This window comes from Thermococcus radiotolerans, from assembly GCF_002214565.1.
Lineage (GTDB): Archaea > Methanobacteriota_B > Thermococci > Thermococcales > Thermococcaceae > Thermococcus > Thermococcus radiotolerans.
In genome coordinates, this window is sequence record NZ_CP015106.1 from 82149 (window position 1) to 102409 (window position 20261).

Below are 20261 nucleotides of genomic sequence, written 5' to 3' on the forward strand. Positions count from 1 at the left end.
ACTGAACGGTCCGAGCGGTTGCTTGCGCAGATTCATACCGTAACGTTTATTAAGCATGTTTGCAAACCTACTGTGGCCGTGGTGCGGTAAGAATAATACTTGAGTAATGTGTACGAAGTGATGACTTATGATGTTTAGGGGGCGACCCCTGAGGAAGGAGTCACGAATACTGGACTACCGCCGTCTCAACGATATTCTGGTGAGGAACCCAAACAGGGGAAAGATTCTCATAACCCGAAGGTCTCCTTTCGAGGTTAACGCTCCGAACGTTTACCAGATATGGATCACCAAGGTTACCCACCCCAACGCCGTCCATCCCTCCAAGCTTCACGTCATCGAGCAGATTGTGTGGGACAGACTTCAGGATAAGAAATCCGACGTTGTTCTGGACGCCGTCGAGTACCTGATGATAGAGAACGGGGTCGAACCCACGCTTCGCTTCGTGGGCAAGATACGGGACATGGCCGTCATGAAGAACTCGGACTTCTATGTCACGGTTAGCGACGGTCTGGATAACAGGCTACTCAACGTCCTCCGCAGAATAGTCGAGTGAACGCGCGGCAGGTAAAGTTATATAACCTACTTCATCATTCTCCAATTTAGGTGTAGGGCATGCCGTACATCGAGAAGATTGAAATGAAAGGTTTCAAATCCTACGGTAACCGAAAAGTAGTCGTTCCGCTTTCTAAGGGGTTTACAGCGATCGTTGGTGCCAACGGTTCTGGAAAGAGCAACATTGGTGACGCCGTTCTCTTCGTTCTCGGTGGACTGTCCGCCAAAGCCATGCGCGCAACCAGGATAAGCGACCTTATATTCGCGGGCACAAAAACAGAGGCGCCGGCAAAGTACGCCGAGGTAGCGATGTACTTCAACAACGAGGACAGGGGCTTTCCACTAGATGAGGACGAGGTTGTGATAAAGCGCCGCGTTTATCCCGACGGCAGGAGCACCTACTGGCTTAACGGCAAGAGAACCAGCAGGAGCGACATTCTGGACGTTCTCAGCGCGGCGATGATTTCGCCGGAGGGCTACAACCTCGTTCTCCAGGGTGACATCACCAAGTTCATCAAGATGAGCCCGACCGAGAGGAGGATGCTCATAGACGAAATCTCTGGAATAGCGGAGTACGATGCAAAGAAGGAGAAGGCACTGAAGGAGCTGAAGCAGGCGGAGGAGAATCTGGCGCGCGTTGATCTGCTCATCCGCGAGGTCAAGACCCAGCTCGATAAACTCGAAAAGGAGCGCAACGATGCCCTTCGCTACCTCGACCTGAAGGAGCGCGTTGAAAGGGCTAAAGTAACGCTTCTCCTGGGTGAGATAAGGAAGCTGAAGTCCCTGATTGAGGAGAACAATCTCCGCGACAAGGAGATAGAGGCCGAGATAGCCGCCATAGAGGAGCGCCTCAAGGACATAGCCAAGGAGATAGTCGCCAAGGAGAAGGAGCTGAACGCCATCGAGAAGGAGCTTGAGGAGAAGAGCGAGGACGGCATCCTTGAGGTTACCCGGAAGATCAGCGAGGTTCAGTCGAAGATCGAGATGGCAAGGAAGAACATCGAGCTGGCTCAGAAGGAGATAGAGGACAGCCAGCACAGACTCGCCAAGACCAAGGAGGAGCTGAAGAAGGTATCCGAGGAGATAGAGAAGAGCAGAAACGCCATTCAGCGCTGGACGAAGAGGCGCGAGAAGCTCAAGGCGGAGATAAAGGAGAAAGAGGTCGTCAAGAACGAGCTGGTCATCAAGCTCGGCGAGATAGACAGGGACTTCGCCATAGCCAAGCAGGACTTCGACAAGGTCGTTGACGAACTTGAGGAGGCCAAGAAGGAGCTCTACATGAAGGAGAGCGATATCAGAAAGTTCGAGGAGGAGATAGAGCGCCTTAAGGGTAAGATCGCCCAGGAGGGCACCAAGAGGACGGCTCTCAAGTCCAAAATCGAGGAGGCCAAGAAGTCCCTTGAGGCCAAGCGCTCCGAGCTCGGGGAGATAGACGGAAAGATGTCCAAGGCCGAGACGAGGCTTAGAAAAGCTGAAAAGGAGCTTGAGGATAAGACCAAAGCTCTCAGAAAGGTCGAAGGGGAGCTTTCCAAGGCCAGGGAAGAGCTCATCAAGGCCGAGGCCCAGAGGGAAGTTCGTGGAAACCGCGCGGTCGAGTTCCTCAAGAGCCAGAACATCCCCGGCCTCTACGGCCCCCTGGGGGAACTGATAACAGTCGCGGACAAGGACTACGCTCTGGCAGTGGAGGTCGCCCTCGGCGGGAACTACGACAACGTTGTGGTCGAGGATGACAAGGTCGCTGAAAAGGCAATCAAGCTCCTCAAGGAGAAAAAGCTCGGAAGGCTGACCTTTCTCCCGCTCAACAAGATAAAGCCCCGCTCGATGCGCGAGAAGCCCTCCCTCGGAATCCCCGCGATGGACGTTGTCCAGTACGACCCGCGCTTTAAGAACGCCGTGGCGTATGCCCTAGGTGATACGCTCATTGTAAATGACATGGACGAAGCCAGAATCGTAGGGATCGGAAAGGTTCGCATGGTAACCCTAGGCGGTGAGCTCCTTGAGAGAAGCGGAGCGATAACCGGCGGTCACTACAGGCCGAGGGGTAAGCTCGGGGTAAACGTCGACGAGATAAGGAAGAGGGTCGAGAAGCTCGAACGCGAGAAAGAAGCTTTGGAATCGGCAGTTAACGCGCTCAAGATCGAGGTTAAGGGTCTCCAGAACGAGCTTTTTGAGCTCCGCATGAGGAAGAGCGACCTGAGCAAGGACCTGCAGGTAGTCCAGAGGGAGATGGAGCGTCTTCTCGCTGAGGACAAGGCCCTCAAGGAGGGTATCGAAGAGAGCGAGAAGCTCATTGAAGTCCTCGAGAAGAGGATTCACGGTACGAAGGGTGAGATGGCGAAGCTCCGCGGAAGGATAGAGCGGCTTGAGAAGAAGAAGGAGAAGCTCAAGAAGGCCCTGGAGAACCCCGAAGCGAGGGAATTGAACCAGAAGATCAGGGAAGTGGAGCACGAGATAAGCAAGCTCAGGGAGGAGCTGAGCAAGGTCGAGAGCAAGCTTGAGAACCTTGAGATAAGGATAAACGAGGAGCTCCTTCCGAGGAAGGCCGACCTTGAGGAGGAGATAGAGGGCCTCGTGAACAGGATAAACGCCCTCAAGGCCAACATCACCGAGAACGAGAACGCGATAAAGGAGTTCGAGAAGCAGCTTGAGGAGCTCAGGAAGGCGGAGGAGAGCGTTAAGGACGAGCTCAAGGAGCTCCGCGAGAGGCGCGAGAAGGTCAAGAACGAGATAATAGACCTCCGCTCGGAGAAGGATGAGCTCAACTCCAAGCTCCAAGAGCTGCGCATCGAGGCCAACACCCTCAAGATAAAGCTCGCCCAGTACGAGGCAACGCTGAAGGAGAAGCAGGACGAGCTGAAGCACCATGATACAAAGCTCATAAGGAGCATTAAGGAAGTCCCGCTGGAGCTTGAGGCCCTCCGCGAGCAGATAGAGAAGATGGAGGAGGAGATACGCTCCCTTGAGCCCGTCAACATGAAGGCCATAGAGGACTTTGAGGTCGTTGAGCGTCGCTACCTTGAGCTGAAGAGCAAGCGCGAGCAGGTCGTTGCCGAGAAGGAGAGCATAGAGGAGTTCATCGAGGAGATAGAGGGGCAGAAGAGGAACGTCTTCATGCAGACCCTCAGCGAGATAGCCAAGAACTTCTCGGAGCTCTTCGCGAAGCTCTCCCCGGGAGGAAGCGCCAGGCTCATCCTTGAGAACCCAGAGGATCCCTTCGCGGGCGGTCTTGAGATAGAAGCCAAGCCGGCAGGAAAGGACGTCAAGAGAATAGAGGCAATGAGCGGCGGTGAGAAGGCTTTAACTGCCCTCGCCTTCGTCTTCGCGATACAGCGCTACAAGCCTGCCCCGTTCTACCTCTTCGACGAGATCGATGCACACCTCGACGATGCCAACGTCAAGCGCGTCGCTGACCTCATCAAGGAGGCCTCCCAGAACAGCCAGTTCATCGTGATAACTCTGAGGGACGTCATGATGGCCAACGCGGACAAGATAATCGGCGTCAGCATGAGGGCCGGTGTCTCGCGTGTCGTTGCACTCAGCCTCGAGAAGGCCATGAAGATACTCGAGGAGGCAAGGAAGAGGAGCGAGGCCGAGCACGCGGAGATGTTCGGCCACCTGAGCGGGTGAGGTTGATGTTTGACCGGGAGGAGTTCGAGAGGTGGCTGTCTCAGGCTGAGTACACACTGAGAAGCGCTGAAAATGACTTGAACTCTAAATTTTACTCGTGGGCGTGCTTCAAAGCCCAACAGGCGGCGGAGTACGCCGTCAAAGCTCTACTTTTTGGGTTAGGAGTTATGGCTTATGGCCATTCAATAAAAAGGCTGCTTGATGTACTTTCCAAGGAGATCGAAGTTCCTGAGGAACTCTTTGACAACGCCCGGTTACTCGACAGGCACTACATTCCTCCGAGGTATCCTGACACATACATAGAAGGCGCCCCTTACGAGTACTATGGGGAGAAGGATGCCCTTGAAGCAATTGATTCGGCACGTAAGATAATCGCCTTCGTCAGGGGGATCGCCGATGGACTTCAGTGAACTACCGTATTGGAGGGACATTCAGGAGTACGTGGAGACCCTCAAAGAGGCTCTTCGACCAAAACTTGTGCTGCTCTATGGGTCGGTAGCAAAGGGAACCTTTGGTCTTGGGAGTGACGTGGACATACTTGTGATAGCGGAGAATCTTCCCACGAATCCAAACGAGCGCCTTAAACTTCTCTACGAGCTCGACAGAACCCGGGCCCCAATAGACGCCAAAGCATACACTCCAGAGGAAGTAAAAAAGATGCTCCTCAAGGGACACCCCCTCATAATGGATGCTCTCTCCGACGGGAAGGTTCTTTACGCAGATGAAGAATACCTCACGAAGCTCATGAAGATGTTTAAAGCTGCTAAGAGAAAATTCCGCCGTTTTGAGAGGGGATGGATTAGAATTGAGAGGTGAAACCGATGGAATCGCGCCGTGAGGAGGAGATAACGCCTGTCGACATTCTCCTCCAGCTCGTCACCATGGGCAAGGTCGACCCATGGAACATAGACATCGTCGACCTGACCGAGAAGTACATCGAGAGGCTCAGGGAGATGAAGGAGCTCGACCTCCGCGTTTCGGCGAGGGCTATCCTGGCGGCGTCAATCCTCGTCAGGATGAAGAGCGAGGCCCTGCTCCACGCCGACGAGGAGGAAGAGGAGGAGCACCACGAGGAGCGCATAAGGGTCGAGGTTGAGCCTTTGGCTCCCCCGCTAAGGAGGGTAGAGCGCTACTACACCTTCGACGACCTGCTCGATGCGCTCATGGACGCCCTCGAGGAGGCCGAGAAGAGGAAGCCGAGGAAGAGGAAGAAGGTCGAGATAGAGGAGGAGGTCTTCGTAGTCGACGACTTCCGCGTTGACATCGAGAAGCACGTCTACAGGCTCCACGAGATAGTCGTGGAGATGTACAGGGAGAGCAGGGAGCCGATAAACTTCTGGGACCTCGTCTTCGACCCAACGCCGAAGATAGTCGCCAGAACCTTCCTCTACCTCCTGTTCCTCTCCAATATGGGCAAGGTTGACCTCATTCAGGAGGAGCCCTTCGGGGACATACTCGTCGTGCCCGTGGAGGAGGCCTGATTTCTTTCCTCCCTCTTTGCAGGCCTTATCGTTATGACCAGCAGGGGTTCCTCGCTTCCTATGTAGAGGCTCTTCTTTTCCCGGTTTATGTAGAAGCAGTACCTCCCGTTCGGAAGGCCTTTAACGAATTTTCGGGGGAGTGTATGCCTTGCAGTTCTACCATCGAAGAAGACGCAGTCGTAGGCCTCGGAAATCTCGGAAACCCTCCTCCTGATTTCCTCCAGGGATAGCATCTCGCATTCGAGCCTGGCACAGACCAGGCTCTTTTTCCCGTCCGTGAGGATTACCACTTTCTCGTTCACATCGATCTTCCGCGAGCGGTCGAGAAAGTCCCACAGCTCGGCGTATATTCGTTCAAGCCTCCGCTTCTTCGCCAGCCTTTTGACGAGCCTCTCCTTGGCGTGCCTCGTGAGGAGCATGCCCTAACTTCGTCCGAGAATTTATAAACTTCGCCGAGGATATAGGCACATGTATCTTCGCCGCGATCTAATCGAGCCCCGCGTTTATCAGGAGGTAATCTACGCCCGCTGCAAGGAAACCAACTGCCTCGTTGTCCTGCCAACGGGGTTAGGAAAGACGCTTATAGCCATGCTCATAGCCGATTACAGGCTCTCGAAGTACGGCGGCAAGGTTCTCATGCTCGCCCCGACGAAGCCTTTAGCAGTCCAGCACGCCGAGAGCTTCAGGCGGCTCTTCGACCTTCCCCCCGAGAGGATCAACGTCCTCACCGGCGAACTCTCCCCCAAACAGAGGGCCGAATTGTGGGTGAGGAGCACGGTAATAACCGCCACGCCCCAGACCGTTGAAAACGACATCCTTACCGGAAAAATCTCTCTGGAGGACGTTGTTCTGCTCGTTTTTGACGAGGCTCACAGGGCGGTGGGAAACTACTCCTACGTCTTCATAGCCAAGGAGTACCTCAGGACTGCCAAGCACCCGCTCGTGCTCGGCCTTACGGCATCCCCCGGAAGCGACGAGGAGAGGATACGGGAGATAGTCAGGAACCTCGGGATAGAGCGCATCGAGATAAGAACCGAGAGCTCCCCTGACGTCAAACCCTACGTTCAGAGGATGAGCTTCGAGTGGGTGAAGGTCGAGCTCCCCGGCATCTACAAGGAGGTGCGCTCCCTTCTGAGGGAGATGCTCAAGGAGAGCCTCAAACCCCTCGCCCAGTTCAAGCTGGTGAGCACGTACTCGCCGGACATCTCAAAGAGGGAGGTTCTCCAGGCGGGTTCAAAGATAAACCAGGAGGTCGCGAGGGGCAACTACGAGCTCGGCCGGCTTAGGATGTACCAGGCCAAGGCGGTAAAGTTGCAGCACGCGATAGAGCTGCTTGAGACGCAGGGGCTAACTGCGCTGAGGGCGTACCTCAAGAAGCTCAGGGAGGACAAGAGGACGAAATCCAGCAGGCAGCTCATGGAAGACCCGCGCATGAGGAAGGTGATATACCTCCTCGTTCAGGCGAAGGAGCTTGGCCTTGACCATCCAAAGATGGAGAGCATGTTGAGTCTGGTTAAGGAGCAGCTGAAGAAAAAGCCGAACTCAAAAATCATAGTCTTCACGAACTACCGCGACACCGGGAGGAAGATCGTCGAGGTTCTCCGCGGTGAGGGAATAACGGCCGAGCGCTTCATCGGGCAGGCGAGCAGGAGCAACGACAGGGGGATGAGCCAGAAAGAGCAGAAGGAGACCCTTGAGAGGTTCTCGCGCGGCGAGTTCAACGTTTTGGTGGCCACGAGCGTCGGTGAGGAAGGCCTCGACGTGCCCGAAGTTGATCTCGTCATCTTCTACGAGCCAGTGCCCTCGGCCATAAGGAGCATCCAGAGGCGCGGAAGAACCGGGAGGCACAGACCGGGAAGGGTCGTTATACTGATGGCCAAGGGGACGCGTGATGAAGCCTACTACTGGAGCTCCCGGAGGAAGGAAAAGGGCATGTTCGAGGCTATAAGGAAGATAGCGCGTGAACTTGAAAAAGCTCATCCACGCCGGGCTGAAATAAGGGAAAAGGTTCCGGAGCGTGTTGAGATGCCCTCAAAGGGAAAAATAGCTTCCCTCGATGAGTTCCTGAAGCCAAAGAAAAAGCCCGAAAAGGCTGAGAAGGTGGAGAAGGCCGAGAAAGCCGGGCCTTCCAAGGAGGAGGTCTATGAAAAGCTCCCGATAAAGCCTGTCTTTGTGAAGAAGCCCAGGGGGATAGTCGTTTACGTTGACAACCGCGAGCTTAGGAGCGGCGTTCCAAAGCACCTGAAGGAGCTCGGAGCGGAGATAGAGGTCAGAACCCTCGACGTTGCCGACTACGTTGTGAGCGAGGAGATTGGGATAGAGAGGAAGAGCGCCAACGACTTCATACAGTCCATCATCGACGGCAGGCTCTTCGACCAGGTTGAGAGGCTGAAGAGGGCCTACGAGAAGCCGGTGATAATCCTAGAGGGCGAACTCTATGGCATACGGAACGTTCATCCCAACGCCATCAGGGGCGCCATAGCCGCCGTAACACTCGACTGGGGGGTTCCGATACTGTTCTCCTCCGGAACCGAGGAGACGGCACAGTTCATCTACCTCATGGCCAAGCGCGAGCAGGAGGAGAGGAAGAAGGAGGTTCGCCTCAGGAGCGAGAAGAAGGCCTTAACCCTCGCCGAGAGGCAGAGGCTCATCGTTGAGGGCCTCCCCTACGTCTCGTCCACACTTGCGAAGAGGCTCCTCAGGCACTTCGGAAACGTTGAGCGCGTTTTCACCGCTACGGAGGAGGAGCTCCAGGAAGTCGAGGGAATAGGCAAAAAGAAGGCGAGGGAGATAAGGAAGGTGATAACCGCCCCCTACGTTGAGGACGAGGACAAAGCTTAAGTCAGGATTTGGGGAAATTCCATTGCCCCCGGGAAACCGCGGGGGATGAGCGCCTCGGCGAGCCGTGATTCCCCTTCGCTCCCCGGGGGCACACTTCTCGGTTACCTTGTGACGATGGCGTTCACCCCGGCCGCCGCTAGGGTAAGCAGCTCGAAGACCTTGTAGGCTTCCTCCACCGTTTTGGTCTCGAACTCGACCGTCTTTCCATCTATGCGCTTCACGAAGGGCAGCAGTTCAGCCGTGTCCGCCATGTCGCTTCTGAGGAAGCGAACCCTAACGTGAACGGGCTCCTTCATCACGAGCGCCTTCGCTTCTCCCCTCTTCAGCCTCTCGACGGCCTCTCTAACGCCTTCCCTCAGCATGGTCTTTATCCTGCGCATTCCGGGACTCTTGGCGGCGTAGCGCGAGGGGGACTCCTTGAAGGGGACGCCGACGACCCAGGGGGTGAAGGCCTTAACGTCGGTCTCTATCAGCCTCCTGTCCCCGCCGACCAGAATTACCGGAATTCCCCAGCTCCCTAGAAGGTATGTGTTGAGCAGGAACTCGCTCACCTCAACGCCGTTTATTTCAAGCCGGTCTATACTCGCCCCGCTGTAGGTGTGGTCGAAGGTCGCTCTATCGGTTCCAGCCTTGGCATGGTACCCGAGGAAAAGCGCGGCATCGCTCCCCTTTGCGAAGGCCACCATGCTGAGCGGCCTCGGAAAGCCCCTAACTAGTTCCACATAATCGGGCGTGTCCTCGGGCAGGATGTTGACCATCGGCCCGTGGCTGTCGGCTATGATGATCTCATCAAAACCGTTTTCATGAAGCGTCTCGGCCGTGACCTTTGCTATCTCGGTTGCTATCCTTCTAGCCTCGCCGTACAGGGCACCCTTCACGAAGAGATGCTCCCTGCTGACGATATAGGGCAGGCCCTCAAGGTCGAGGGATATGAAGGCACGCATCGGCATCACCACGATAAAAATCGAAGCGATAAAAGATAAGTCTTGTGGTAGGCGCCATAACTGCGGGGAATATACGGCACGAAATTCAATAATTCCCGCTCATGAAAAAGGTTATATAGGGCTTCTTTCATAGAATAGAGTGGTGATTGGTATGCAAATCGTTGAACTCGACATTAAATTGCCCTACGAAGGAAGGGGGAAGATTCTGAGCCGTCTTTATGAAAAGGTTAGGGGCAAGATTCGGGACATACACTTCTTCCCGCCAACCCTGGAGGGCATTAGCGAAATCAGGATGGAGATAGTCGAAGATGACGCTCCAAAGCTTCTCTCCGAGCTCAAAAGGATAATCAAAAACGGAAAGGTAACCTTCAAGGTCCTCTCTGAGGCCTAACCCTTTATCCCCTTATTGAGTTCTTCCAGCTTTTCTCTGGCCTTCTCAAGCGAATCCGCCTTCTCTATCGCCGTTCCTGTGACGATGATGTCGGCCCCGGCCTCGACGGCCATTCTTGCCTGTTCCCCGGTTCTTATGCCACCTCCGACGATGAGCGGTACCTCTATAACCCTCCGGACGAGGGAGATCATCTCCGGCGGAACGGGCTCCCTCGCCCCGCTTCCTGCTTCGAGATAGACGAGGCGCATTCCCAGGTACTGTCCAGCCAGGGCGTAGGCCGCCGCAATCTTCGGCTTGTGCCTAGGGATTGGCTTGGCGTCGCCAATCCAGCCGACGGTTTCCCCGGGCTCGATGATGAGGTAGGCCATCGGAATAGGTTCTATTCCGTAGCGTTTGACAGTGAAGGCGCCAAGGGCCTGGGAACCGGTTATGAAAAACGGGTTGGTCGAGTTGAGCAGGCTCATGAAGAATATCGCGTCGGCGTGCCTGCTTATCCCCCCGTGGGAACCGGGAAATAGTATCGTTGGAAGGCTCGAGTTCTCCTTTATTGCCCTCACGACACCATTCAGAACGTCCCCCTCGGCCCCGGTGGAGCCGCCTATCATCACCGCATCAGCGCCGACTTCTTCACTCATCCTCGCTATCTCTCCGGCGATATCTGGGGTAACGTCGTCGGGATCGATGAGAACGAAGTGGAGCTTCTCTCTCTTGAGCTTTTCATGAATGTAGGACTCAACTCTCCCCAGTTCGAGCTTCATTTTCCTCACCGAATTCTATAGCTTCCCTCTCGCTTTTAACCCTTTTCCATTTCAGACCCAGTCCTTCGAGGATTCTGATAAGGAGGGCGTCCGGTTCTTCGTCGAATCTGTAGAGGTTCGTCTCCACCCTAACGTCACCAGCTCCGAAACCCTCCACCGGCTCCCCATGCCTGGAGACCTCCACTGAGAGCTTCTCCTCAAGCCTCTCCTCGCTCGGAATCATGTACGCCCTCAGGAGCTCCGCATCCTTCAGGAGGAAGTCTATGTGCCAGTGAAGCTTTTTGTGCCTCCTGAAGTGCCTGGCGACCCTTTTCTCGAGGGAGTTCATGGCGGAGCCGACGTAGACGTAGTATCCGCCCTTTAAGGGGAACCTGCGTCCCTTCGTGGTTATTTCGCTCTCCTTGGGCAGATGGATAACCAGGAAGTACGCGCCCTTCATGGAAGTGACTCCCACTCAGAGTTTATAAACCCTCAAGCCTAATTCCCCATAGGTGTGGAGAATGGACGAAAAGAAAAAGAAGCGCCCCGTTGACGAGTTTGCCTGGCAGGAGTATGACAAAGAGGAGTTTGAGGAGCGTTTCCCTGCCCTAGCGAAGGAACTCGAGGAGGAAGGGGTTCCGATAGACGCTTACAGAACCGACGAGAAGAAGGCCATCGACGAGGAGGCGAGGGATTTCTCCGGCTACAATCCAACCGTCATAGACTTTCTCAGGAGATGCGAGACCGATGACGAGGCGCTTGAGATAATCAACTGGATGGAGGAGCGTGGGGAGATAACCCACGAGATGGCCAAGGAGCTGCGCATAACCCTAGTCCAGAAGGGTGTGAGGGCTTTCGGCTCCAAAAAAGAGTGGGGATGGTACGAGAGACACAGAAAGAGGGAATAATTCAGATGTTCCCTATCCTCTGCAGGACCATTCCCTCTATCCTTATCGGCTCCGTTCTCCTGGCGAGGACTATCGCCTGGTCGAGCCTTGCTTCGCTCTCGGCGCGTATCGTGAATAGAGGATCGCCTTCCTTGACCTTTTCTCCGACCTTGACGTAGAGTTCTATCCCGGCTCCCTTGTCCTCCGGGGCACCGGCGGCCCTCGCTATCCCCGTTATTGCCTTGTTGTCTATCCCGGTTATGTAGCCGCTGATGGGGGCCGTGAAGGTGTAGGTCTTATCGCCTATCGGTATCTCCTCCGGCTTGATGTCGGGGTTTCCGCCCTGCTCCTCTATAATTTCCCTCATCTTCTCGTAGGCCTTTCCGCTCTCCAGGATTTCCCTCGCCATCTTCTTGCCCATCCCTGTCGGCGCCACTCCTCCCATCTCAAGGAGAATGCCCGCCAGCCCAGTGGCCTTCTCTATCAGGCTTCCGGGGCCCTTCCCCGTCATGAGCGCCGATAGGGCCTCCCTGGCCTCAAGCGCCGGACCGACGGTGTGACCTATCGGCTGACCGCCGTAGGTTATGGCCACCTCCACGTACTGGCCGAGCCTTCTGCCCAGCTCTATGAAGTCCCTGGAGAGGGCCCTGGCCTGATCGACCGTCTCCACCTTGACGCCCTTGCCCGTTGGGATGTCGATGAGGACGTACTGGCTTCCCATCGCGTACTTCTTTGACATTATGCTGGCGAGCATGAGGCCGGTCGGGTCGATGCTCAGCGCGCGTTCGGACTTTATCGTGATGTCGTCGGCCGGGGCGAGGTTCAGAGCGCCGCCCCAGACCATACAGGCGCCTATCTTCTCCACGATGCGCTTTATCTCGTCGAGGGAGAAGCTTACGTCAGCGAAAACCTCGACCACGTCGGCGGTGCCTGCGGCGCTTGTGATTGCCCTCGAGCTGGTCTTGGGTATCGTCAAACCGGCGGCGGCGACGATGGGCACGACGAGTATGTTGGTCTTGTTTCCGGGGACGCCTCCGATGCTGTGGACGTCCATGATCGGCTTTCTGTCTATATCAAGCATGTCTCCGGTCTCGGCCATCGCTATCGTCAGCGCGGCAATCTCGTCCATGTCGAGGCCGTTTATCTCAAGTGAGGTGACGAAGGAGCTTATCTCGATGTCGCGGAGCTTCCTGTCCACGATGTCTTTGATTATCGCCTCTATCTCGACCTTCCTGAGCTTCCCTCCGTGCATCTTCTTCTTTATGTAGCGGACGCTCTCGGGGGTGCCGCTTGGTATAACGGTGACGACCTCACCCTCGGAGAAGCTGTGGAGCCCGAGTATGTCCCTGCTTATCCCAATCTCTCCCTCCTTCACGAGGTTGCTCACGACAACGCTTCCGTAGACGGTTTTCTTTCCGGCCTCGATCTTCACGAGGTCATCCGGGTGGAGTTTGGCCTTCTTGGCTTCCTTCTCGTTGATGAAGACCGAATACCTCCCGCTGTACATGTCGAGTATCCTAATCTTGGCCTTCATGATCATCCCTCCCTTTCACACACGAGTTCACAGTATTGGACAGAAGAGTACTTAAATGTTTTCAACTGATTGACCGTCAAAATGAGCACAGCCGTTCATAAAGCTTGGCAGAGAAATGTAAAAAGATCAGCCGCTGAGACCCTGGCCGTACTCGGCCACCGGAACCACGCTGTTCTGGAGCTCGCCGGTGCTGAGGAGAACCCTCACGACGTCGGGGACTATCTCCCTCACCGCCGGCGGCAGAAGTCCCTCTCCCCTGAGATAGTAGCCAACGACCTCGCTCAGTGGGGCGCTTACGAGCCTGCCCTTAAAAACACGGACCACCTTATCCTCCACCTCGACTATCCTGTCTGGATAGCCGAGCCTAACCTTCATAGCGCCCCACCCCCAGAATGGAATTAATACTGAAGGGCTTTTAAAATTTAACGCCACAGAAATGTTTAATAACAAAAGGAACAGAAAAGCTCAGAGGTTCCTGACTTCTTCGTCTATGGACTCTTCAAGGGTCTTCTCCCACTCCTCGACGTCGAAGTCAACGAGCTCGCTCTCAAGGTCCTCCTTGAGGCTGGTGACGCGCCTCTTGAGGGCACTCTTGGTCTCTTCGTCGTAAACGACGTAGTACGGGTTGCTCTTGGCTGAGTAGTAGAGCATCAAGAGGACTATGTTGAGCACGATGAGGATGATCACTATTCCGTAGAGCAGTGCCTCGGCCATTACCTCTTCCCTCCAAACAGTGCTTTGAACACCCTCTTTATCGGACTCTCTGGCTCAGGTGCCTGCCACTTGATTCCCGCGAGCTTGGCCGCGAGCTGCTTGATGGCTATGGCCGCCGGACTGGTCGGGTTCTTGATGACGAGTGGCACACCGTAGGCGGAGGCACGCTTGACCTCCGGGTCCTCGGGTATCATAGCGAGGACCGGTACCTCAAGGATGGCCTCTATCTCCTCCTGGGTCAGTTCGGTCTTCTCGTTGGTGACCCTGTTGAGTATCGCACCGAGCGGAAGGGTTCCGAGTTTCTCGGCGATCAGCTTTGTTTTGAGCGAATCGGTGATGGCGGAGATTTCAGGGTTTGTAACGATTATAAGCTCCTTTCCAATGAGGAGCGCGGTAACGGACGTCATCTCAAGGCCCGCTGGGGCATCGATAAGGACAAAATCCGCCATCTGGCCGATTTCTCTGATCAGCTGCCTGAGCCTCTCGGGTTTGGCCTTCTTTATCTTCTCGAGGCTCAATCCACCGGGGATGACCTTAACCCCGGCCGGGCCCTCGTAGATTGCATCCCTGAGATCGGCCTCTCCTGCCAGAACATCGTGGAGCGTTATTGGAATGTCCTCCATACCAAGAACAAGGCTGAGATTTGCCATGGTTATATCAGCATCCAGCAGGATGACCTCCTTTCCAAACTGGGCAAGGGCAACACCCAGATTGGCAACAGTCGTTGTTTTACCCGTTCCACCCTTTCCCGATGCAAAAACAATTGAACGACCTTCCAAAGTTAACACCCCCGGTATGAGCGGTGACCGCCCTTTCCCATAAAGCGTTCCTGAAGTTCTTCAATTTTATACGGAGTAGTGTCTCTGTGTGTATGAAGTATGCAGGCAATGCTTTTATTTTTTGCGGTTCATCCAGGATGGAAAAGAAAAGATGGAAGAAAAGCCATTCACACCTTACTCTTGCTCAGCCTTCGCCTCGGCTTCCTTTTCAGCTTCCTCGCGGACCTCTTTCTCAAGCTTTATCTTTGCCACTTCGGCCGTCTCACCAAGGCTCCTGAAGAGCTTCAGCATCTCCATCGGCAGGGTGAGTACGATGACGTTGCTCTTGTCGCCAGCCACGTCGCTTATGGTCTGGAGCGTCCTGAGCTGGAGTGCCATCGGGTGCTCCGAGATTATCTCAGCGGCCTCACGGAGCTTCTCGGCGGCCTGGCGCTCGGCCTCAGCAAGAAGTATCCTCGCACGCCTCTCACGCTCGGCCTCTGCCTGTCTTGCCATCGCCCTCTGCATTCCGCTCGGAAGCTCAACGTCCTTTATCTCGACCGTGCTGACCTTTATTCCCCATGGGTCGGTGGCCTCGTCGATTATCTTCTGGAGCTGGAGGTTAAGCTTCTCCCTCTCGCTGAGCAGCTCGTCGAGGTGTGCCTGACCGATGACGCTTCTCAGTGTCGTCTGGGCGATCTGGCTGGTGGCCATGATGTAGTTGCTGACCTGGGTTACGGCCTTGACTGGCTCTATGACGCGGAAGTAAACGACCGCGTTGACCCTGACGGGGACGTTGTCCTTGGTTATGGTCTCCTGAACCGGAACGTCGAGAACCCGGGTACGGAGGTCGACTATCACTGCCTTCTCGAATATCGGGATTATGAAGAACAGTCCTGGCCCTCTGGCCCCGACTATCCTTCCGAGACGGAATATCACTGCCCTCTCGTACTCCTTGACTATCTTTATGGCGCTTGCCAGTATAATCAACACAAACAACAAAACAATGGCCAACACAACATTTCCGGCGCTTACAAGGGCCATGCTCATTCCTCCCTCCTTTCCTCAATTCTTTCAACGATAAGGGTGAGCCCTTTGACTTCAGCAACCCTAATTTTTTCTCCAACGGGTATACTCTTTCCATCCTTGCTCTCCGCCTTCCAGAGTTCGCCGTGGAGCTTGACGACTCCCTCCGGGTCGAGGTCCTCGACAACCTTACCGACTTCTCCCACAAGCTCCTCCCTTCCGGCCTCTGGCTTCTTCCTGTGTGCCTTGACCACTGTCGCCGCACCGAAGAGGAAGAACAGTCCAAGGAGTATCGCCATGACGATGATGGCTATTCTGAGTATCGAGTACGTTTCACCGGTCACCAGGTATTCACCCCCGTTTCCGCTGAAGAGCATGATTCCACCCAGAATGAAGGTTATGACGCCCGCCACGGTGAACAGGCCGAAGGTCGGCGTCAGCGCCTCGGCTATGAAGAATATCATGGCAAGCACGATGAGTATTAATGCCGCGCTGCTGTAACCGAAGTATCCCAGACCTATGAGGCCGAGAACGAGCATTATGGCACCGACGGTCTCCGGAACGTGCCAGCCGGGCGTGAGGAAGCCGAATATGAGGCCGATGAATCCGAGGTTGAGGAGGAGGTACGCTATCGTCGGGTCGGTTATGTACTTGACGACCGTGTCCCTGAAGGACGGTTCGATGTAGACGAGTCTTGCGTTCTTGAGGTGCAGGGTTACCTTCCCCTTTCCGGCCACGGGTATCTTTGTCTCCATCCCGTCGGCCTTCTGGAGGAGTTCATCAACGTTCGTCGCGATGACCTCGATGACACCGTACTTCAGGGCCTCCTCCGGTGTCACACTCCTGTCTTCCGTTATGAACTCCTCGGCGAGTGTCTCGTTTCTCCCGCTCATCTTCGCGAGCTCACGGATGTACGCCACGTAGAAGTTGGTTACCTTGGGCGGCGCCTCGACGATGCTCCCATTCTGGCCGTAGCCGAGTATCGGCCTGCAGGCTCCTATGACCGTGCCAGGTGTCATCGCTATCAGGTGAGACCCTAAGGCTATGTACGTCCCCGCGGAGGCCGCCATCCCTCCGGAGGGGTGAACGTAGATTATGACCGGAACCTTTGCGTTCTGGATTCTCGTGACGATGGCCTGCATTGCATCGGCGCGGCCACCTGGGGTGTTGAGTTCGATTATTATCGCCTCTGCGTTGTTCCTCTCGGCCTCGCTGATGTATCTGTCGAACTGGTCAACGGTGTATCCCGTTATCATGCCGTCAACTTTGGCCACGTAAACCACGTTGCTCTGGGCATGAACGCTCGGAAGGAGCATGAGGAGCATCAGCAGGGCAATCAGGACAAACCTCGGCCTCATCTGTACCGCCTGATAATAATACCACTGGATGGTTTAAATCTTTTGCCTGTCCTCCAAAAGTGATTTATATATTGGACGCCAATCTTCTAATATGAGTTTGAAGACCCTCGCCAAGCTCTACCGTGTTGCCCGGGGCGATGAGAAGGTTGAACGAGCTTGGAAGCTCGTGAGGGAGGCGGCTAGATATTCCAACCGCGAGCCGTACTGGGATTTCCTCAAGCGGAACTTCGATGTCCGTGCCGAGGACGTTAAAGACGCCCTTCGCTTTCTTGAAGAGAAAGGTGAGCTTCAAATCAAGCGTTCCGTTGACGGTAAAAGGCTCTACGTCTCGACCCTAAAGGATATAAGGGAGAACCCCGTTAGGCTCGACCGATGGCTGGGATTGACCTGAGAAAGACTACCCATGAGATGATACGCAACGGCACTTGGAAGTTCGAAGACGGTGTTTTCTACCAGGCTTTTGAGAGCGGTGTCGCCGGCTACGATGGGGAGAACTTCATTTTTCCCGACTCGTGGGACAGAAGGGAAAGGAAGTCCGCGAAGGAAAAGCTGAAGTTCATTCTTGACCTCGATGCCGATCTGGATTCCTTCTACGCCGAGATAAGCGATTCCCCCTTTGCATTCCTCATCGACGAGTTCTACGGCCTTACCGCCCCAAGGGCACCGAGCCAGTACCAAGCACTGATTGAAGTCATTGCCCAGCAGCAGGTCAGCTTCGAATTCGCCCAGAGAACTATCGCGAACCTCGTGAAGCTCGCGGGCAGGCCGGTAGGAGACTTACACGCATTCCCCACCCCTGAGAGGATAGCGTCTCTGAGCGAAGAGGAGCTGAAAAAGGCCAAGCTCGGCTATAGGGCGGGCTACATAAAGTCCCTGACGGAGCTTTATTTGGCCAAAAAGCTCGACCTCGAACTCTGGGACTGGGGCGTTGAGGAGGCCATCAAGTACCTCACAAAGTTTCGGGGCATAGGAAAGTGGAGTGCGGAGCTTTTCCTTGCGTATGGCCTCAGGAAGAACGTCTACCCAGCCGGAGACCTCGGGCTCAGGAGGGGAATAGCAAAGATTTTTGGAAAGCGGGTTAAGGAAGTACGGGAGAAAGACGTGAGGGAGATAATAGAACCCTACGGGAAGTGGAAGGGGCTTCTGGCGTTTTACATCACCTGCTACGACAGGAAGACCGAGATGGAGAGGAAGAGAAAATGAGCGAGATTAAGATTATTCTGGAAAAGGAGAAATTCAAGTCCCTAAAGGGACGCGACATCAATGCCCTCCTTCGTGAGAATCTTCCCCGGGTGGAGGATACCCTGAGGGCCGAGCGCGAGGAGATTCTCCTTGAAAAGGTCGCAAAACTTGAGGAAAAACTTCGGGAGATGGAAGGTGAGATAGAGGAGCTCAGAGAGTTCTACGAGAGGGCTTTGAGGGACAAGGAGTTCATGATGACCGAACGGGAGAGGCTGAGGAGGGAAAACGAGGAGCTCAGGAAGAAGGTCGAGGAGAAAAGGAGAGAGCTTGAGAAAGTTCACGGATCGTGAACGAGTCGTTCATGGAGTGTGAACGGGATGAAGCTCATCATCAAGCCGAACAAGGGCTTCGGGAAAATCGAAGTCGAGATAAACGAAGAGCTGTGGGGCGAGATAGAGCGTCTCGGCGAGAGGTATGGCGTTTCTCCCGAGAGGATCATTAAGATCGCCCTCACCGGGGAGTTCAAGGAGCCCACGGGCGACCTTGAGGGGCTTGAGGAGAAGGTGAGAGAGCTTGAGGAAAGAACGTGGGAGCTTGAGAAGGAGTACGCCCCACTCCGCTTCAAGGCCTACGGGTTAAGCGAGGACAACAAGATACTCGCCATCGAGCTCTCGGGCCTGCTTGCCGAGAACGGCGGGCTTAAGAGGTTTCTCCGCATGAAGCCCGAGCGCAACGTCGAGCTGAGAAAGCTTATATCCTACTACCTCCAAGGTTGAACCGCGGATGATGACAGCGAATTGCGCGGATCGGTGAAGAGCAACGCTATCTGACGCCGTCCCGGGCGGGCAGTGACGATTCCAAGACGGGCTGAACCGCTCTGCGGTTGTGACGTACCCTATGAGCGCCGAGCCCGTCCGGGGCGCTTTCTCCGGCGCTTCTTCTTCGGTATCAGTCTCACCGGGCTGCCGCAATCCGGGCAGATTCCCTCCGGCGGCATCTCTGAGAAACGCTTCCCGCAGCCGATGCAGACGTAGTTCCAGCGGATGACTCGCTTTATCCCGCGCTTCAGGGTTCTGAACTCTATCCTGAGGGTCTTCGCTATGTTCTGGAGGTTATAATCGTCGGTGAAGAGGACTCCCCCAAGCTCGTACGCTAGGGCGAGAATCTCGACGTCTGCCTCGCTGAGCTCGTTTAACTCGCCCGTTTTTCTCGCCGCTTCCCTTACCGCCTCAACGCTCTCCCGGGATGGGGACAGAACCCTCACCTTTCCGGCGCTTATCAGCCCCTCCAGAAAAAGCTTCGACTCCGGGTCTTTCACTTCATCGACGACCTTCGGCGTCGTAACCCCTTCCACATCGAACCCCTGAATGAAGACAGCCGCATCTATGACCTGAACCTTCATGGCCTAAACTCGGAGAAACCCTTTTTTAGATTTCCGTCGAAATGAAGCCGGTGGTGTGGATGAAGGTTGACCTGAACTCTGACCTCGGCGAGAGCTTTGGCCGCTACAAACTCGGCCTCGACGAGGAGGTTATGAACTACATCACGAGCGCCAACGTTGCAACAGGCTGGCACGCCGGTGACCCTATAGTCATGAGGAAAACGGTAAGGCTCGCGAAGGAGAAGGGCATTGCCGTCGGGGCGCACCCCGGCTACCCGGACCTTCTCGGCTTCGGCAGGAGGTACATGAAGCTCTCGCCAGAGGAGGCGAGGAACTACATCCTCTATCAGATCGGCGCCCTCTACGCCTTCACAAGGGCGGAGGGAATCGAGCTCCAGCACGTCAAGCCGCATGGGGCGCTCTACAACGCCCTCGTTAAAGAGGAGGAGCTCGCGAGGGCCGTGATAGAGGGAATAGCGGACTTCGATAGGAACCTGATATTCGTGGCCCTCTCCGGCTCAAAGCCGGCCGAGATAGCGGAGGAAATGGGCGTTAAGGTTGCCCATGAGGTCTTCGCTGACAGGGCCTACAACGCCGACGGAACCCTCGTTCCACGTTCGAAGCCCGGAGCGGTCATACACGAGGAGAAAGAGATAGCCGAGCGCGTGGTCTCGATGGTCAAGGACGGTGGAGTCAGGGCGATAAACGGCGAGTGGGTTGAACTTAGAGCAGATACAATCTGCGTCCACGGTGACAACCCAAGGGCGGTTCAAATCGCGGCGAGGATAAGGAGGGTCCTTGAGGAAGAGGGCGTTAGGGTAGTGCCGATGAGGGAGATCGTGCGGTGA

The 20261-nt window shown here is 55.4% G+C and carries 24 protein-coding genes; 13 read left to right on the forward strand and 11 right to left on the reverse strand.

All coding sequences use genetic code 11. From position 1 onward, the window contains the following. The first annotated feature begins 127 nt into the window (after positions 1-127). Genes A3L10_RS00505 through A3L10_RS00525 form a run of 5 tightly spaced genes read left to right on the forward strand, consistent with a single transcriptional unit; the run spans position 128 to position 5660 of the window. Positions 128-553 carry a DUF835 domain-containing protein gene (locus A3L10_RS00505; protein WP_088865911.1) on the forward strand — a complete coding sequence of 142 codons (426 nt, stop codon included), beginning with the start codon at positions 128-130 and terminating at the stop codon, positions 551-553. 59 nt (positions 554-612) lie between these two features. Continuing rightward, positions 613-4179 carry a chromosome segregation protein SMC gene (smc, locus tag A3L10_RS00510; protein ID WP_088865912.1) on the forward strand — a complete coding sequence of 1189 codons (3567 nt, stop codon included), beginning with the start codon at positions 613-615 and terminating at the stop codon, positions 4177-4179. A 5-nt stretch (positions 4180-4184) separates the two neighbouring features. Beyond that, complete coding sequence (locus A3L10_RS00515; protein ID WP_088865913.1) at positions 4185-4589, forward strand: HEPN domain-containing protein; 405 nt, start codon at positions 4185-4187, stop codon at positions 4587-4589. Then, positions 4576-4995, forward strand: coding sequence for a nucleotidyltransferase domain-containing protein (locus A3L10_RS00520; protein WP_088865914.1), 420 nt, complete (start codon positions 4576-4578; stop codon positions 4993-4995). The genes A3L10_RS00515 and A3L10_RS00520 overlap by 14 nt, the downstream gene beginning before the upstream one ends. 5 nt (positions 4996-5000) lie before the next feature. Further along, the gene (locus tag A3L10_RS00525) at positions 5001-5660 is read left to right on the forward strand and encodes a segregation and condensation protein A (protein ID WP_088865915.1); all 660 of its coding nucleotides are present in this window, start codon (positions 5001-5003) and stop codon (positions 5658-5660) included. On the opposite strand, the gene A3L10_RS00530 is transcribed toward A3L10_RS00525, so the two are convergent. Beyond that, a complete protein-coding gene (locus A3L10_RS00530) occupies positions 5609-6079 on the reverse strand; it encodes a hypothetical protein (RefSeq protein ID WP_088865916.1) in 471 nt (156 codons plus the stop codon). The genes A3L10_RS00525 and A3L10_RS00530 overlap by 52 nt on opposite strands. 49 nt (positions 6080-6128) lie before the next feature. Between A3L10_RS00530 and A3L10_RS00535 the strand changes: the two genes are divergently transcribed. Further along, positions 6129-8501 carry a DEAD/DEAH box helicase gene (locus A3L10_RS00535; protein WP_088865917.1) on the forward strand — a complete coding sequence of 791 codons (2373 nt, stop codon included), beginning with the start codon at positions 6129-6131 and terminating at the stop codon, positions 8499-8501. A gap of 101 nt (positions 8502-8602) precedes the next feature. On the opposite strand, the gene A3L10_RS00540 is transcribed toward A3L10_RS00535, so the two are convergent. Continuing rightward, entirely contained in the window at positions 8603-9445 is an 843-nt protein-coding gene (locus A3L10_RS00540) for a M55 family metallopeptidase (RefSeq protein WP_088865918.1), read from the reverse strand. 151 nt (positions 9446-9596) lie between these two features. Here A3L10_RS00540 and A3L10_RS00545 point away from each other — a divergent pair, with 151 nt between their 5' ends. Beyond that, complete coding sequence (locus A3L10_RS00545) at positions 9597-9836, forward strand: hypothetical protein (protein WP_088180747.1); 240 nt, start codon at positions 9597-9599, stop codon at positions 9834-9836. Here the strand turns inward: A3L10_RS00545 and A3L10_RS00550 are convergent. After that, complete coding sequence (locus A3L10_RS00550) at positions 9833-10594, reverse strand: geranylgeranylglyceryl/heptaprenylglyceryl phosphate synthase (protein ID WP_088865919.1); 762 nt, start codon at positions 10592-10594, stop codon at positions 9833-9835. The genes A3L10_RS00545 and A3L10_RS00550 overlap by 4 nt on opposite strands. After that, entirely contained in the window at positions 10569-11033 is a 465-nt protein-coding gene (locus A3L10_RS00555) for a GIY-YIG nuclease family protein (RefSeq protein ID WP_088865920.1), read from the reverse strand. Before A3L10_RS00555 ends, A3L10_RS00550 begins: the two co-directional genes overlap by 26 nt. A 61-nt stretch (positions 11034-11094) precedes the next feature. On the opposite strand from A3L10_RS00555, the gene A3L10_RS00560 reads away from it, so the two are divergent. After that, on the forward strand, positions 11095-11481 hold the full coding sequence (locus A3L10_RS00560; RefSeq protein WP_088180744.1) for a DUF2095 family protein: 387 nt from the start codon (positions 11095-11097) through the stop codon (positions 11479-11481). Between the two features lies 1 nt (position 11482). Here A3L10_RS00560 and A3L10_RS00565 read toward each other — a convergent pair whose 3' ends face one another. From A3L10_RS00565 to A3L10_RS00590, 6 genes are all read right to left on the reverse strand, one after another. Next, positions 11483-12994, reverse strand: a complete 1512-nt coding sequence (locus A3L10_RS00565; protein ID WP_088180743.1) for an AMP phosphorylase — start codon at positions 12992-12994, stop codon at positions 11483-11485. Between the two features lie 126 nt (positions 12995-13120). Beyond that, positions 13121-13369 (reverse strand): hypothetical protein, encoded by a 249-nt coding sequence (locus A3L10_RS00570; protein ID WP_088180742.1) that lies wholly within the window; start codon positions 13367-13369, stop codon positions 13121-13123. Positions 13370-13459: 90 nt separating this feature from the next. Beyond that, positions 13460-13708 (reverse strand): hypothetical protein, encoded by a 249-nt coding sequence (locus tag A3L10_RS00575; protein ID WP_088864951.1) that lies wholly within the window; start codon positions 13706-13708, stop codon positions 13460-13462. Further along, positions 13708-14487 carry a cell division ATPase MinD gene (gene minD / locus A3L10_RS00580; protein ID WP_088180740.1) on the reverse strand — a complete coding sequence of 260 codons (780 nt, stop codon included), beginning with the start codon at positions 14485-14487 and terminating at the stop codon, positions 13708-13710. The genes A3L10_RS00575 and minD overlap by 1 nt, the downstream gene beginning before the upstream one ends. Before the next feature lie 174 nt (positions 14488-14661). Further along, a complete protein-coding gene (locus A3L10_RS00585) occupies positions 14662-15516 on the reverse strand; it encodes a slipin family protein (protein ID WP_232460990.1) in 855 nt (284 codons plus the stop codon). Continuing rightward, positions 15513-16850, reverse strand: a complete 1338-nt coding sequence (locus A3L10_RS00590; RefSeq protein WP_088865921.1) for an NfeD family protein — start codon at positions 16848-16850, stop codon at positions 15513-15515. Before A3L10_RS00590 ends, A3L10_RS00585 begins: the two co-directional genes overlap by 4 nt. A gap of 91 nt (positions 16851-16941) precedes the next feature. Here A3L10_RS00590 and A3L10_RS00595 point away from each other — a divergent pair, with 91 nt between their 5' ends. The 4 genes from A3L10_RS00595 to A3L10_RS00610 are packed head-to-tail and all read left to right on the forward strand — an operon-like array spanning position 16942 to position 18808. After that, positions 16942-17241, forward strand: a complete 300-nt coding sequence (locus A3L10_RS00595) for a hypothetical protein (protein WP_088865922.1) — start codon at positions 16942-16944, stop codon at positions 17239-17241. Further along, on the forward strand, positions 17223-18053 hold the full coding sequence (locus A3L10_RS00600) for a DNA-3-methyladenine glycosylase family protein (protein WP_088865923.1): 831 nt from the start codon (positions 17223-17225) through the stop codon (positions 18051-18053). Before A3L10_RS00595 ends, A3L10_RS00600 begins: the two co-directional genes overlap by 19 nt. Beyond that, positions 18050-18382 carry a hypothetical protein gene (locus tag A3L10_RS00605; protein WP_088865924.1) on the forward strand — a complete coding sequence of 111 codons (333 nt, stop codon included), beginning with the start codon at positions 18050-18052 and terminating at the stop codon, positions 18380-18382. Before A3L10_RS00600 ends, A3L10_RS00605 begins: the two co-directional genes overlap by 4 nt. 27 nt (positions 18383-18409) lie before the next feature. Then, the gene (locus A3L10_RS00610) at positions 18410-18808 is read left to right on the forward strand and encodes a hypothetical protein (RefSeq protein WP_088865925.1); all 399 of its coding nucleotides are present in this window, start codon (positions 18410-18412) and stop codon (positions 18806-18808) included. Positions 18809-18927: 119 nt separating this feature from the next. Here the strand turns inward: A3L10_RS00610 and A3L10_RS00615 are convergent, their stop codons facing one another. After that, complete coding sequence (locus A3L10_RS00615) at positions 18928-19434, reverse strand: type II toxin-antitoxin system VapC family toxin (RefSeq protein ID WP_088865926.1); 507 nt, start codon at positions 19432-19434, stop codon at positions 18928-18930. 59 nt (positions 19435-19493) lie between these two features. Here A3L10_RS00615 and A3L10_RS00620 point away from each other — a divergent pair, with 59 nt between their 5' ends. Beyond that, complete coding sequence (locus tag A3L10_RS00620; RefSeq protein ID WP_088865927.1) at positions 19494-20261, forward strand: LamB/YcsF family protein; 768 nt, start codon at positions 19494-19496, stop codon at positions 20259-20261.